Source organism: Variovorax sp. MSC1_012 (assembly GCF_023667525.1).
Classification (GTDB): Bacteria; Pseudomonadota; Gammaproteobacteria; order Burkholderiales; family Burkholderiaceae_C; genus Variovorax; species Variovorax beijingensis_B.
The window spans coordinates 1,730,476-1,744,304 of the sequence record NZ_CM174443.1; the positions used below are offsets into that span (position 1 = coordinate 1,730,476).

The window sequence follows — 13,829 nt, forward strand, 5'->3', positions numbered from 1 at the left end:
GGCAACCCTCGACATGAGCCAGAAAACCAATCCCCTCGCGGGCCAGCCCGCACCGCTGGACCTGCTCGTCAATGTCCCGCGCCTCGTCTCCGCCTATTACGCGGGCCGCCCCGATCCCTCGGTGCCTGCGCAGCGCGTGGCCTTCGGAACTTCGGGCCACCGCGGTTCTTCCTTCGACGACGCGTTCAACGAATGGCATGTGCTGGCCATGAGCCAGGCCATTGCCGACTACCGGCGCCAGAAGGGCATCGACGGTCCGCTGTTCCTCGGCATCGACACGCATGCGCTTTCGACGCCCGCCTTCAACAGCGCGGTGGAAGTGCTGGCGGCCAACGGCGTCGAGCTGATGCTCTCGAAGGACGACGAGTACACGCCTACGCCCGCCGTCTCGCACGCCATCCTGGTCTACAACCGCGGACGCACGACGGGGCTGGCCGACGGCATCGTGATCACGCCTTCGCACAATCCGCCCGAAAGCGGCGGCTTCAAGTACAACCCGCCGAACGGCGGCCCCGCGGGCACCGACATCACCTCGGCGGTCGAAGCCGCGGCCAATGCCTTTCTTGCGGCGGATCTCAAGGGCGTGAAGCGGCTGCCGCTCGCCCAGGCGCTGCGCGCCTCGACCACGCACCGCCACGACTACCTGAACACCTATGTCGAAGACCTCGCGCAGGTGCTCGACATGGATGCCATCCGCGGCGTCGAGATCGACCTGGGTGTCGACCCGCTGGGCGGCGCGGGCGTGCGCTACTGGCCGGCCATCGCCGAGCGCTACAAGCTCGGGCGGCTCAACGTTCTGAGCCAGGAAGTCGATCCCACCTTCCGCTTCATGTCGCTCGACTGGGACGGCCGCATCCGCATGGACCCGTCGTCGCCCGATGCCATGCACCAGCTGATCGGCCTGCGGGAGCGCTTCGGCATCGCCTTCGCCTGCGACACCGACCATGACCGCCACGGCATCGTCACGCGAAGCGCGGGGCTGCTGCCGCCCAACAACTACCTGGCGGTGATGGTTGACTACCTCTTCACGCACCGGCCGCAATGGGCGGCGCATGCGGCCGTGGGCAAGACGGTGGTCAGCAGCCAGATGATCGACCGCGTGGCCGCCCGGCTGGGCCGCAGGCTGTACGAGGTGCCGGTGGGCTTCAAGTGGTTCGTCGAGGGGCTGGTGGATTCGTCGCTGGGCTTCGGCGGCGAGGAAAGCGCGGGCGCCACCTTCCTGCGGCGCGACGGTTCGGTCTGGACCACCGACAAGGACGGCATCGTGCCCGCCCTGCTCTCGGCCGAGATTGCCGCGCGCACCGGGCGCGACCCCGGCGAACGCTTTGCCGAACTGGCGCAGGCGCTGGGGCAGCCCGTGGCCAATCGCGTGGACGCGGCGGCCACCGTCGAGCAGAAGAAGAAGCTTTCGAGCCTGTCGCCGAAGCAGGTGCTGTCCACCGAGCTCGCCGGCGAGAAGATCCAGAACGTGCTGAGCCACGCGCCCGGCAACGGCGCGGCTATCGGCGGCGTGAAGGTGGTCACCGAGAACGGCTGGTTCGCCGCGCGGCCCTCGGGCACGGAGAACATCTACAAGATCTACGGCGAGAGCTTTCTCGGCGCCGAGCACCTCGGCCGCATCCTCGAGGAAGCGCAGCAGCTGGTCGACAAGGCGCTGGCGGCGGGCTGAGAAGCTTCATCGAACGTCCGGCGCTGCCATGAACACCGAACTGTCGCGTCTTGCCGCCGAGCTTGGCCTGAACGATCCCGGGCACGCATCGCTGCGCCTGGCTTTCGGCCTGGCTTGCGCAGACCGCATCGGCCATCTGCTGGAAGACCCGCGCGCCATCGAAGGCCTCGCGGTGGCGCATGCCTTTCTCGACGGCAAGGCTGACGAAGCGGCCTTGGCGGCGGCCCGCGCGGAGCTGGCGGCCGTGGCAAACGGGCACCGGGGCTCGAATTCGATCGATGGCTCGGCACATGCGGCGGTTTCCGCCACGTATGCGGTGGCCAATGCCCTGGCCGGCCGGGCCCTCGAGGCCGCGAGCTACGCAGCCTATGCGGCGGTCTATGCCTACGGCGGCTATGCGATCACGGACCCGACGGCCTTCGAGGATGAATTCGCGTGGCAGGTCCAGACTCTCGAGGCACTGGCGCAATCGCATGCATCCTCGGCCGGCCCCGCTCAGCGCGTGCCCTCTCCCAGCCGCCGCTCGAGCCACACGCTGTAGCGCGACAGCCCGAAGCACAGCGCCCAGTACACCGCCGCAATGAAGAGGTAGCCCTCGAGGTAGAACGGCCGCCAGGTCGGGTCGCCGCCGAGCGCCAGGCCCAGCGCGCCGGTCAGCTCGAACAGGCCGACCACCGTGACCAGCGAGGTGTCCTTCAGCGTGCCGACCACGCTGTTGGTCAGCGCCGGCACCACCAGCCGCAGGGCCTGCGGCAGCACGATGTCCCGCTGCACCGGCCAGCGCCCGAAGCCCAGCGCCATCGCCACTTCGGTCTGGCCGCGCGGCACGGCCTGCAGTCCGCCGCGGACGATCTCGGCCAGGTAAGCCGCCACGAACAGCGTGAGCCCCGCCAGCACGCGCACCAGCACGTCAGGCTGCCAACCCGCAGGCCACAGCAGCGGCAGCAGGAACGACGCCATGAACAGCACCGAGATCAGCGGCACGCCGCGCACCAGCTCGATGTAGCTCGCGCAGAGCGTGCGTACCACCGGCCAGTCCGAGCGGCGCCCGAGCGCGAGCAGCAGCGCGAGCGGAAAGGCCAGCGCCAGGCCCACCACCGCAAGGCCGATGGTGAGCGGCAATCCGCCCCAGCGGCTGGTCGGCACGGGGGCGAGGCCCGCCACGCCGCCGCGCATCAGCAGCACGAACAGCAGCAGCGCCGCAACCCAGAGCGGCACCAGCCACCAGCGCCAGCTGCGCGGCCAGGCGCTCAGCATGGTGACGGCCGACAGCACGGTCACGGCAATGGCCGGGCGCCATTGCTCTTCGTAGGGAAAGCGGCCGAACAGCATCGGGCGCCATTTCTCGGCCACCACGCCCCAGCAGGCGCCATGCTGCACCGCGCGGCAGGCTTCTGCGTCAGGCCGGAACACCGCGTGCACCACGCCCCATTCGATGGCGTGGAAGCCGCCCCACGCCAGCAGCGCGAGCAGCAGCACGGTGGCCAGCGCCCGCAGCGGCGAACCCCAGAGTTCGCTGCGCCACGCGATCGGGCCCTGGGCGACGTTCCTCATCGCCAGCCCCTGAGCGCGACGCGCGCGTTGTAACGGTTCATGCCGAAGGAGATCACGAGCGACAGCAGCAGGTAGACCGCCATGATGATGGCGATGCACTCGAAGGCGCGGCCGTTCGAGCCGATGGTGGTGTTGGCCACCGACACCAGCTCCGGATAGCCCACGGCCACCGCGAGCGATGAATTCTTGACGAGGCTCAGCAGCTGGTTGGTGAGCGAAGGCACGATCACCCGGAGCGCCTGCGGCAGGATCACGATGCGCAGCTGCTGCACCGGCGCGAGGCCCAGCGCCTGGCCCGCAAGCACCTGCCCCTGCGGCACCGAGAGGATGCCGGCACGCACGATCTCTGCCACGAACGCGGCCGAATAGAAGGACAGGCCCGCGACGATGGTCACGTACTCCGGGCTCAGCGCCGCGCCGCCGCTCACGCCGAAGTCGCCGCGCTCGGGCCATTCGAAATGCGTGGGCCACCAGCCGCCGCCCTCGCCCGATGCCGGCCAGGGCACGCTGAGGCCGCCCTTGCTGAGCCACACGCCCGGCAGCAGCCGTACGGGCTCGGTGGGATCGGGCAGCAGGTTGGCAATCGCAAAGGCCAGCATCAGCAGCTGCACGAGCAACGGCACGTTGCGCAGCAGTTCGACATACGCGGTGCAGATGCCGCGCAGCAGCACATGCGGCGCGAGCCGGCCGATGCCGATCAGGGTGCCGAGCACGACCGAAAAGATGGCGGCGGGCACCGAGGCGCGCACCGTGTTGACCAAGCCCGCGAGAAAGGCGCGCCAGAACGGCTGGCTGGCATCGAAGTCGAGCCAGCCCTCGCTGATGGAGAAGCCCGCGGGCTCGGCGAGAAAGTCGAAGCCCGAGCGGACGCCGCGCGAGCGCAAGACCTCGAGCGCATGGTTCACGACCCAGGCCGCGCCGGCCACGACGGCCAGCACCAGCAGCGCCTGGACGATCCAGGCCAGCCAGGCGCCGCGGCGCGCGGCTCCACTGCTCATCGAACGGGTGGTGCGTAGATCAGGCCGCCCTTGCTCCAGAGGTTGTTCGAGCCGCGCGGCAGCTTCAGGACCGACTTGGGGCCCACGTTGCGCTCGAACATCTCGCCGTAGTTGCCCACGGCCTTGATGGCGCGGAACGACCAGTCCTTGTCCAGGCCCAGCAGCTTGCCCAGGTCTTCGCCGGTGCCGACCAGGCGCTGCTGCGCCGGGTCCTTGCTGCTGGCCTTGAGCTCGTCGGCATTGGCCTGCGTGACGCCGAATTCCTCGGCCTCGATGAGCGCGTTGGGCACCCATTTGGCAATGGCAAACCACTCGTCGTCGCCGCGACGCACCAGTGGCGCGAGCGGCTCCTTGGAAATGAGTTCGGGCAGGATCAGGTAGTCGTCGGGGTTCGGCGCCTCCTTGTTGCGCAGGCCCGCGAGCGCCGAGGCATCGGTGGTGAAGGCCTGGCACCGGCCCGAGAAGAAGGCCTTGAACGAGGCCTCGAAGCTCTCGAACACCACCGTCTTGACCGGGATATTCTGCGCGCGGAAGTAGTCGGAAACGTTCTTCTCGTTGGTGGTGCCCGACTGCGTGCAGATGGTTGCGTTCTTGAGCTGCTTGGCGCTGGTCACCTTGAGTTTTTTCGGCACCAGGAAGCCCTGGCCGTCGTAGTAGGTGATGGTGGTGAAGTTGAAGCCCAGCGACGCATCGCGCGTGAGCGTCCAGGTGGTGTTGCGCGCGAGGATGTCGATCTCGCCGGCCTGCAGGGCCGAGAAGCGCTGCTGCGAATTGAGCGGCACGAAGTCGACCTTCTTCGGATCGCCCAGCACGGCCGCCGCAATGGCGCGGCAGGTGTCGACGTCCAGGCCCGACCAGTTGCCCTGCGTGTCGGGCGCGGAAAAGCCGGCCACGCCATTGGTCACGCCGCACTTGACGGTGCCGCGCTGCTTGACGGCATCGAGGGTCTTGCCGGCAAGGGCCGGGGCGGCGACGGCGAAAGCGGCAACGGCTGCGGCAAGCGCCAGCACGGGACGGAATCGGTTCTTCATTCGTGTGTTCTCCTCAACAACAAGCAAAAGGCAGTGTACGGGGCCGCGCGCCGCCCTGCCAAGGAACCAGCAGTTGAATGCATATGCCGGGCGCAGCGGCTGCGTCGGGTTTTTCTAGCCCGCCGCATTCACTAACATACGGGCCTCCAACAACTTCACCAGGAATCTGCACATGACCAAATCCGATGACACCGGCAAGCTCGTTCTGCGCGTCGCGCTCGGTATCCTCATCCTGCTGCACGGCATTGCGAAGGTCGGCAAAGGCGTCGACGGCATCGGCGGCATGCTGGCATCCCACGGCTTGCCCGCGGCCATGGCCTACCTGGTCTATGTTGGCGAGATCCTTGCGCCGGTGCTGCTGATCGTGGGCCTGTTCACCCGTCCGGCCGCGCTGATCGTTGCCCTCAACATGCTGGTGGCCATCTGGCTCGTGCACATGAAGGACCTGGGCGCACTCAATGGCCAGGGTGGCTGGGCGCTGGAACTGCAGGGCATGTTCCTGTTCTCGGCGATTGCCATCGCGCTCTTCGGCGGCGGCCGGTTCGGCCTGGGCGGCAAGTACAACTGAAGAAAGATAAAAGAAAGCAAGCGGCCGGTGATGTACCGGCCGTTCTTTCATCAATCGTCGTCGTTGGCGTCCAGCCCTGGAAACAGGACGTCGGTATAGCCGAAGCGCGAGAAGTCGCGCACCCGCATCGGATAGAGCTTGCCCAGCAGGTGGTCGACTTCATGCTGCACCACGCGTGCATGAAAGCCGCTCGCGACGCGGTCGATCGGATCGCCGTAGGGATCGAAGCCGGTATAGCGGACATTGGCGAAGCGCGGCACCACGCCGCGCAGGCCCGGCACCGAGAGGCAGCCTTCCCAGCCCTCTTCCTCCTCGTCGCCGACCGGCGTGATGACCGGATTCAGCAGCACGGTGCGGGGCACGGGCGGCGCGTCGGGGTAGCGGGGATTGGCGACATCGGTGCCGAAGATCACGAGCTGCTGGTCGACACCGATCTGCGGTGCAGCCAGGCCGGCGCCGTTGACGGCCAGCATGGTCTCGAACATGTCGCGCACCAACAGGTGCAGCTCGTCGGTGTCGAAGGCAGCCACCGGCTGCGCAATGCGCAGCAGCCGGGGGTCGCCCATCTTGAGGATTTCGCGGATGGCCATAGCGGGGATTATCGCGAGCGGCCCCGCCACGCTGTCACGGAGGGGTTTGGCTTGGCGTCTTGGAATCCGGCGACGACCACAGCCGCGACGCGCCGCGCGGCGGATCCGACCGGTATTGCGGCAGCGGCGACACGCCGGCACTGCCCGATGGCCGTCCACCGCCGCCCCAGCCGGGACGAGAAGGCACAGGCACCGGCACGGGTACCGGGCGCACCGCCGGGTAGCCAGGACGCCCGTAGTAGGGCCTGCCGCCGTAGTAGGGCCGGTCGTAGTAGCGGCGTCCGCCTTCGTAGTAGCCGCCGCCCTGGATATAGACCGGCGCCGGGTTCACGACCACCGGGTCCGAGTAGTACGGCTGCGAATAGCCCCCGCTGTAGTAGGGGTCGCCAGGAACGGCCACGCAGCCGCCGAGCAGCGCGAAGCCGCCGACGGCGACACAGATACCGAGAACACGAATTTTCTGCATGAGGGACTCCTTGTCAGCCTTCCGTTTTCAACGCCAGCTTGTAGGCCCTGTTGACTGCGCTGGTGTGAAGTCGCGTAACCGCCGGTAAGAACAGCGCCTTCAAACCTTCAACCAGGCCCGCCGCTGGCGAGCAGCTCCAGCATACGCGCCTCGTCGATCACGTCCACGCCGATCTCGCGCGCCTTATCGAGCTTGCTGCCGGCTTCCTCGCCGGCCACCAGGTAGCTGGTCTTCTTGCTGACGGAGCCCGCTACCTTGGCACCGGCTGCTTCCAGTTTGTCCTTCGCTTCGTCCCGGTTCAGCGTAGGAAGGGTACCGGTGATCACGAAGGTCAGCCCCGCCAGTGGCTTGGGCGCCCGGGCGGCGGGTTCGCCCTCTTCCCAGGTCAGCCCGCATGCGCGCAGCTGCTCAACCACTTCGCGGTTGTGCGGCTGATCGAAGAAGGTACGCAGGCTCTGCGCAACGACCGGCCCGACGTCGTTGACCTCGAGCAGCTCCTCCTCGGTCGCATCCATGATCGCGTCGAGCTTGCCGAAGTGCTTGGCGAGGTCCTTGGCCGTGCTCTCGCCCACGTGCCGGATGCCGAGCCCGAACAGGAAGCGCGGCAGCGTGGTCTTCTTCGAGGCCTCGAGCGCATCGACGAGATTCCTGGCCGACTTGTCGGCCATGCGGTCCAGGCCCGCCAGGGTGGTGAACCCGAGCCTGTAGAGGTCGGGCAAGGTGCGGATCAGGTTGGCATCGACCAATTGCTCGACCAGCTTGTCGCCGAGCCCGTCGATGTCGACCGCGCGCCGCGCTGCAAAGTGCAGGATGGCCTCCTTGCGCTGGGCGGCGCAGAACAGGCCGCCGGTGCAGCGGTAGTCGACTTCGCCCTCTTCGCGCAACGCCTCCGATCCGCACACCGGGCATTGGTGCGGCATGGTGAACAGCGGACCCCGCTCGCTGTCGGGCTTGACGAGGCTTTCGGGCACCACGCCGACCACTTCGGGGATCACGTCGCCGGCACGCCGCACAATGACCTTGTCGCCCACGCGCACGTCCTTGCGGCGCGCCTCGTCCTCGTTGTGCAGCGTGGCGTTGGTCACGGTCACGCCGCCCACGAACACCGGCGCGAGCTTGGCCACCGGCGTGAGCTTGCCGGTGCGCCCGACCTGCACCTCGATGCCGAGCACCTCGGTGATCTGCTCCTGCGCCGGATACTTGTGCGCCACGGCCCAGCGCGGCTCGCGCGAGACGAAGCCCAGCCGCCGCTGCAGCTCGATGCTGTCGACCTTGTAGACCACGCCGTCGATGTCGTAGGGCAAGGCATCGCGCTGGCGCCCGATGTTCTCGTGGAAGGCAATCAGTTCAATGGCGCCGGTCGCACGCGCAGTCTGCTTGGCCACCGGGAATCCCCAGGCATCGAACTGCTGCAGCCAGTCGAACTGGGTCGGAAAATCCGGCCCGCCCTCGCTGGCCGGCGTGACCTCGCCGAGGCCGTAGGCAAAAAAGCTCAGCGGCCGCGCCGCCGCAATGGCCGGGTCGAGCTGGCGCACCGCGCCGGCCGCGGCATTGCGCGGGTTGACGAAGACCTTCTCGTTCTTCTGCCCGGCCGCGATCTTCTCGCGCTGGCGCTCGTTGAGTGCCTCGAAGTCGGCGCGCTTCATGTAGATCTCGCCGCGCACCTCGACCACGGGCGGCGCCTTGCCGTTGAGCCGCAGCGGAATCTCGCGCACCGTGCGGATGTTCTGCGTGACTTCCTCGCCGATCTCGCCGTCGCCGCGCGTCGCGGCCTGCACCAGCACGCCGTTCTCGTAGCGCAGGTTCATGGCCAGGCCGTCGAACTTGAGTTCGCAGACGTACGCGACCTGCGGTCCGTCCTCGGCCAGGCCCAGTTCCTTGCGCACGCGGGCATCGAAGGCGCTGGCGCCGCCGGGCGAGATGTCGGTCTCGGTGCGGATCGACAGCATCGGCACCTTGTGGCGCACCTTCACGAAGCCTTCGAGCACCTTGCCGCCGACGCGCTGCGTCGGCGAATCGGGCGTGCGCAGTTCGGGGTATTCGGCTTCCAGTGCCTGCAGCCGCTGGAACAGCCGGTCGTACTCGGCGTCGGGCAACTCGGGTGCGTCGAGCACGTAGTAGAGATGGGCGTGCTTGTGGAGCTGTTCGCTCAGTGCGGCGGCTTCGCGTGCCGCTTCGTCGCGCGTGGTCATGGGTGTCTCCCGAACGATCGGATCAGCTGAAAAGGCGGCGGGCCAAGGGCGAGCCGGCGGCCAGGTCGCGCGACTCGAGCGTGTCGTAGAGCTGCTCGAGGTCGGCACCGATCACGTCCATGGTTTCTTCGCGCAGCAGTTGCCCGTCGCTGTCGGTGACCACGCCGTCCATCTCGCGCGCCAGCGTGGCGGCGGCTTCGCGCATGCGGCGGAACGGCTGCTCGGCGCGGTCGACCTGCGGCACGTCCAGGCTCAGGCTGAGTTCGCGGATGGCCGATTGCGCCGGATCGTCGGCCAGCGCGGCCTGCGTGTCGAACGAAAGCCCGAGGATCGGCGGCAGCCCGGCCTCGCTGGTCGGCAGCACCATGCGCCCCGGAATGATGCCCGCCACAAAGCCCAGCCGCGCCGCGTTCTGCTGCACGTAGCCGGGACTCCAGGCAGCGTGCAGCGCGCGCAGCACGAAGCCCAGCTGCGCGTCGTGCGCACTGGCGAACTGGTCGAGCTCGCGGGCGCGCGCCACCTCGTCGAGCATTTCAGGGAATTCAAGCGCGCCATTGACGGCATCGGCAAAGGCCTGCGCCTTGACCACGAATTCGGAATACTCGATCTCGTTGAGCGCCCCGGTGCGGTTGGCCAGCTGCACGCCCACCTGGAAGGCGCTGTAGCGCTGGCCCGGCACGGGCGGCTCCCACTGGCCGGTGTGTTCGTTGAGGCCCTCGATGGCCACGGGCTTGCTGCCGGCGCGGCGCGTGGGCGGCATGGCGGCAATGGCGGCGTCGCCCGATGCGAGCCCGTCCAGCGACACCGGCGCAATCACGTCGATGAGCGGATCGAGCCCGCCGCGCCGCTCGGCTGTCGGCACCGGGTTCCCACTGGGCGCGGGCAGGTCCGGGTCGAACAGGGGCTCGTGGCGTTCGTGGCCCGGCGTCGCGTGCGGATCGATGTGCAGCATCGGCTCCACGCCGTCGGACGGGGACGATGGCCGATGGCCCGCTTCGGACAGGTCGCGCTCAGCGGCGTCGGGCTGGCGCGGCGCATTGCGGCGCGAGGTCAGGGTGTTGTAGGCAACGACGGCCGCGAGGACGAGGCCGCCGAGGATGGCCAGGGCGAGAGTGAGATTGCTCATGCGCTGCCCGGTTCAAGCAGCTTCGACCATGGAGGCGGCCGCTTCCATGTCGACCGCGACGATCCGCGAGACGCCCTGCTCCTGCATGGTGACGCCGATCAGCTGCTCGGCCATTTCCATGGCGATCTTGTTGTGGCTGATGAAGAGGAACTGGGTTTCGCGGCTCATGGCGGTCACGAGTTTGGCATAGCGTTCGGTGTTCGCGTCGTCCAGCGGCGCGTCCACTTCGTCGAGCAGGCAGAAGGGCGCCGGGTTGAGCTGGAAGATCGCGAACACCAGCGCAATGGCCGTGAGCGCCTTCTCGCCGCCCGAGAGCAGGTGGATGGTCTGGTTCTTCTTGCCGGGCGGCTGCGCCAGCACCTGCACGCCGGCATCGAGGATTTCGTCGCCGGTCATCACGAGCCGTGCATTGCCGCCGCCGAACAGTTCGGGGAACATGCGGCTGAAGTGCTCGTTGACGATCTTGAAGGTGCCGCCCAGCAGGTCGCGCGTCTCGGCGTCGATCTTGCGGATGGCGTCTTCCAGCGTGCCGATGGCCTCGTTCAGGTCGGCGGACTGCGCATCGAGGAAGGTCTTGCGCTCGCTGGCCACGGCGAGTTCGTCGAGTGCGGCCAGGTTGACCGCGCCCAGCGCGACCACTTCGCGGTTCAGGCGATCGATCTCGCCTTGCAGGCCCGCGAGGCGGACCTTGTCGGCGTCGATCGACTGGGCAACGGCTTCGAGGTCGGCGCCGGCGTCGTCCAGCAGCTGCTGGTATTGCTCGACGCCCAGCCGTGCGGCCTGCTCCTTGAGCTGGAATTCGGTGATGCGCTGGCGCAGCGGATCGAGTTCGCGCTCGAGCTGCAGCCGGCGTTCGTCGCTGGCGCGCAGCTTCAGCGTGAGGTCGTCGTACTGGCTGCGCGCCGCACCCAGCGCGGCTTCGCGCTCGAGCTTGAGCGCCAGCGCGTCCTGCAGGCCGGCCTGGGCCGCCGCGTCGGAGAGGCGGCCGAGTTCGGCGCGGGCGCGCTCGTCTTCGTCGGTGAGCGACAGCACCTGCTGCGATGCGGTTTCGATCGCGCGGTTCAGCTCGCCACGACGGGCTTCGAGCGTGCGCTGCGAGAAGGTGGCCTCCTGCGCCTGCCGCTCCAGGCTGCGGTGCTGCTCGCGGCTCGCGGCCAGCGCGCGGCCGGCGTCGATCACGCGTTCGTCGAGCTGCGCGTGGCGCTCCTGGCTGTCGGCCAGCTGCATGTCGAGTTCTTCGAAGCGGCCTTCGGCGGCCATGCGCTTTTCCTGCAGTTCCTCGAGCTGCGCGTCGACCTCGGCCAGGTCGGTGGCCAACTGCTCGCTGCGCGCACGCGTCTGCTCGGCGAGCTGCGTCATGCGCAGCGTCTCGACCTGCAGTTCATGCGCACGCGATTGCGTCTCCGCGGCTTCGCGGCGCGCCGTGACAAGGCGCTGCGCAGCATCGGCGTAGGCGGCTTCGGCGCGGACCAGCGCGGTGCGCGCCTCTTCGCTGATGAGCGTCTGGGCGCGCAGCTGGCGCTCGAGGTTTTCCATTTCCTGCTGGCGCGCCAGCAGGCCGGCCTGCTCAGAATCGGGGGCGTAGAAATTCACGCTGTGCGAGAACACGGCGTGGCCGCTCTGCACATAGATGACTTCGCCCGGCTGCAGCGTTGCGCGCTGCGCGAGGGCCTCCTCGAAACTCTGCGCGGTGTAGCAGCCGTGCAGCCAGTCGGTCAGCAAGGCCTGCAGGCCCGCATCGTTCAGGCGCAGCAGGCTCGACAGGCGCGGCAGCGCGGCAGCGCCTTGCGGCACGCCGGCCGCGGGCGGGCTGTAGAACGCGAGCTTGGCGGGCGGCGCATCGTTGCCGAAGGCGCGCACCATGTCGAGCCGGCTGACCTCGAGCGCGCCCAGGCGCTCGCGCAGCGCCGCTTCGAGCGCGTTTTCCCAGCCCTGCTCGATGTGGATGCGGCTCCACAGCCCCTGCATGCCTTCGAGCCCGTGCTTGGCGAGCCAGGGCGCCAGCTTGCCGTCGGTCTTGACCTTTTCCTGCAGCGCACGCAGCGCTTCAAGCCGCGCCGAGAGCTCGGCATGGCGCGCGCCTTCGGTGTTGACGGCCTGCTGCTTCGCGCGGCGGTCGTCGTCCAGCTGCGGCACCGATTCCTGCAGCTCGTGCAGGCGGGCGTCGGCCTCGCTCGCGGTTTCCTGCGCGGCCGCGTGCTCTTCCTGCAGGGCTTGCAGGCGCGCTTCGTCAGGCGCGGCCAGCGCGTTCTGGTCGGCGCGCAGGCGTTCGCTGCGCTGCGTGAGCTGCCGGCTCTGCTCTTCGATGTTGCGCTGGTCGGCGGCCAGCACCTGGATCTGCTGCTGCACCTGCGAGACGGTGCTGCGCTGGGCGTTGGCCTCGTCCTGGGCGCGCTGCACGGCTTCCTCGAGCTCGGGCATGCGCGCGTCGTGTTCCTCGAGCTGCGCGGCCAGCAGCACGGCCTGCTCCTCGGCGTCGACGCCCTGGCCGGCCAGGGTTTCGATCTCTGCCTCGGCCTCTTCGCGGCGGCGGCCCCACTGGCCCATCTGCTCGCGCAATTGGACCAGTCGCTGCTCCACGCGCTGGCGGCCTTCGACCACGAAGCGGATCTCGCCTTCGAGGCGGCCCACTTCGGCACTGGCTTCATAGAGCTTGCCCTGGGCCTGGTTGACCTGGTCGCCGGCCGCGTAGTGGGCCTGGCGCACGGTTTCGAGTTCGGATTCGATGCGGCGCAGGTCGGCGGTGCGCGACTCGAGGTCGTTGATCGCCTTTTCCGAGTCGGCCTTGATTTTGGCCTGGTCGGCGTCGCTTTCGCTGCGCTTGAGGAACCACAGCTGGTGCTGCTTCCTGGTGGCGTCGCCCTGCAGCGTGTTGTAGCGCGCGGCCACCTCGGCCTGCTTCTCGAGTTTTTCGAGGTTGGCGTTGAGCTCGCGCAGGATGTCTTCCACGCGCGTGAGGTTCTCGCGCGTGTCGCCCAGGCGGCTCTCGGTTTCGCGCCGGCGCTCCTTGTACTTGGAGACGCCCGCCGCCTCTTCGAGGAACAGGCGCAATTCCTCGGGCTTGGATTCGATGATCCGGCTGATCGTGCCCTGGCCGATGATGGCGTAGGCGCGCGGGCCGAGGCCGGTGCCCAGGAACACGTCCTGCACGTCGCGGCGGCGCACCGGCTGGTTGTTGATGTAGTAGCTGCTGGTGCCGTCGCGCGTGAGTACGCGCCGCACGGCGATCTCGCCGAACTGGTTCCACTGGCCGCCCGCGCGGTGGTCGGCGTTGTCGAACACCAGTTCCACGCTCGAACGGCTGGCCTGCTTGCGCGTGGTCGTGCCGTTGAAGATCACGTCCTGCATCGACTCGCCGCGCAGCTCCGACGCGCGCGACTCGCCCAGCACCCAGCGCACCGCATCCATGATGTTCGACTTGCCGCAACCATTGGGCCCGACCACGCCGACCAGTTGGCCCGGCAGCAGGAAGTTGGTGGGTTCGGCGAACGACTTGAAGCCCGAAAGCTTGATGGAATTGAGACGCACGACTTGTCGGCCTGCCTTGGCATGACGCCAAGGTATTGATTTGTAAGGAAAATTGCACGGACCTGCCGTTCGAGACAGGCCGCCGCCCCAGCCGTGGATGATAACGT

Annotated in this window: 11 protein-coding genes; 3 read left to right on the top strand and 8 right to left on the bottom strand. The window is 68.4% G+C overall.

All coding sequences use genetic code 11. The features are described from left to right. Positions 1–13: 13 nt before the first annotated feature. Positions 14–1,669 (top strand): phosphoglucomutase (alpha-D-glucose-1,6-bisphosphate-dependent), encoded by a 1,656-nt coding sequence (pgm, locus tag L1081_RS08155; RefSeq protein ID WP_489415977.1) that lies wholly within the window; start codon positions 14–16, stop codon positions 1,667–1,669. A 28-nt stretch (positions 1,670–1,697) separates the two neighbouring features. Beyond that, the gene (locus L1081_RS08160; RefSeq protein ID WP_489415978.1) at positions 1,698–2,210 is read left to right on the top strand and encodes a hypothetical protein; all 513 of its coding nucleotides are present in this window, start codon (positions 1,698–1,700) and stop codon (positions 2,208–2,210) included. Here the strand turns inward: L1081_RS08160 and L1081_RS08165 are convergent. Genes L1081_RS08165 through L1081_RS08175 form a run of 3 tightly spaced genes read right to left on the bottom strand, consistent with a single transcriptional unit; the run spans position 2,165 to position 5,252 of the window. Beyond that, positions 2,165–3,223 (bottom strand): ABC transporter permease subunit, encoded by a 1,059-nt coding sequence (locus L1081_RS08165; RefSeq protein WP_489415979.1) that lies wholly within the window; start codon positions 3,221–3,223, stop codon positions 2,165–2,167. The two genes, L1081_RS08160 and L1081_RS08165, sit on opposite strands and share 46 nt — an antisense overlap. Then, the gene (locus L1081_RS08170; protein ID WP_489415980.1) at positions 3,220–4,221 is read right to left on the bottom strand and encodes an ABC transporter permease subunit; all 1,002 of its coding nucleotides are present in this window, start codon (positions 4,219–4,221) and stop codon (positions 3,220–3,222) included. The genes L1081_RS08165 and L1081_RS08170 overlap by 4 nt, the downstream gene beginning before the upstream one ends. Further along, complete coding sequence (locus tag L1081_RS08175) at positions 4,218–5,252, bottom strand: transporter substrate-binding domain-containing protein (RefSeq protein WP_489415981.1); 1,035 nt, start codon at positions 5,250–5,252, stop codon at positions 4,218–4,220. The genes L1081_RS08170 and L1081_RS08175 overlap by 4 nt, the downstream gene beginning before the upstream one ends. Positions 5,253–5,424: 172 nt before the next feature. Here L1081_RS08175 and L1081_RS08180 point away from each other — a divergent pair, with 172 nt between their 5' ends. Continuing rightward, complete coding sequence (locus tag L1081_RS08180; RefSeq protein ID WP_489415982.1) at positions 5,425–5,820, top strand: DoxX family membrane protein; 396 nt, start codon at positions 5,425–5,427, stop codon at positions 5,818–5,820. 50 nt (positions 5,821–5,870) lie between these two features. Here the strand turns inward: L1081_RS08180 and def are convergent, their stop codons facing one another. The 5 genes from def to smc form a co-directional block, all read right to left on the bottom strand. Beyond that, entirely contained in the window at positions 5,871–6,410 is a 540-nt protein-coding gene (def, locus tag L1081_RS08185; protein WP_489415983.1) for a peptide deformylase, read from the bottom strand. Positions 6,411–6,444: 34 nt separating this feature from the next. After that, positions 6,445–6,810 (bottom strand): hypothetical protein, encoded by a 366-nt coding sequence (locus L1081_RS08190; RefSeq protein ID WP_489415984.1) that lies wholly within the window; start codon positions 6,808–6,810, stop codon positions 6,445–6,447. Between the two features lie 173 nt (positions 6,811–6,983). Continuing rightward, positions 6,984–9,068: an NAD-dependent DNA ligase LigA gene (gene ligA / locus L1081_RS08195; protein WP_489415985.1), complete on the bottom strand. Its 2,085-nt coding sequence runs from the start codon at positions 9,066–9,068 to the stop codon at positions 6,984–6,986. A 22-nt stretch (positions 9,069–9,090) separates the two neighbouring features. Further along, positions 9,091–10,194 carry a cell division protein ZipA C-terminal FtsZ-binding domain-containing protein gene (locus tag L1081_RS08200; RefSeq protein ID WP_489415986.1) on the bottom strand — a complete coding sequence of 368 codons (1,104 nt, stop codon included), beginning with the start codon at positions 10,192–10,194 and terminating at the stop codon, positions 9,091–9,093. A gap of 12 nt (positions 10,195–10,206) precedes the next feature. Continuing rightward, positions 10,207–13,722 carry a chromosome segregation protein SMC gene (smc, locus tag L1081_RS08205; protein ID WP_489415987.1) on the bottom strand — a complete coding sequence of 1,172 codons (3,516 nt, stop codon included), beginning with the start codon at positions 13,720–13,722 and terminating at the stop codon, positions 10,207–10,209. Between the last annotated feature and the right edge of the window lie 107 nt (positions 13,723–13,829).

Excerpts from the sequence above, each read along its gene's own strand:
- pgm (WP_489415977.1), top strand. The coding sequence starts at position 14 with ATGAGCCAGAAAACCAATCCCCTCGCGGGCCAGCCCGCACCGCTGGAC.
- L1081_RS08160 (WP_489415978.1), top strand. The coding sequence starts at position 1,698 with ATGAACACCGAACTGTCGCGTCTTGCCGCCGAGCTTGGCCTGAACGAT.
- L1081_RS08165 (WP_489415979.1), bottom strand. The coding sequence starts at position 3,223 with ATGAGGAACGTCGCCCAGGGCCCGATCGCGTGGCGCAGCGAACTCTGG.
- L1081_RS08170 (WP_489415980.1), bottom strand. The coding sequence starts at position 4,221 with ATGAGCAGTGGAGCCGCGCGCCGCGGCGCCTGGCTGGCCTGGATCGTC.
- L1081_RS08175 (WP_489415981.1), bottom strand. The coding sequence starts at position 5,252 with ATGAAGAACCGATTCCGTCCCGTGCTGGCGCTTGCCGCAGCCGTTGCC.
- L1081_RS08180 (WP_489415982.1), top strand. The coding sequence starts at position 5,425 with ATGACCAAATCCGATGACACCGGCAAGCTCGTTCTGCGCGTCGCGCTC.
- def (WP_489415983.1), bottom strand. The coding sequence starts at position 6,410 with ATGGCCATCCGCGAAATCCTCAAGATGGGCGACCCCCGGCTGCTGCGC.
- ligA (WP_489415985.1), bottom strand. The coding sequence starts at position 9,068 with ATGACCACGCGCGACGAAGCGGCACGCGAAGCCGCCGCACTGAGCGAA.
- L1081_RS08200 (WP_489415986.1), bottom strand. The coding sequence starts at position 10,194 with ATGAGCAATCTCACTCTCGCCCTGGCCATCCTCGGCGGCCTCGTCCTC.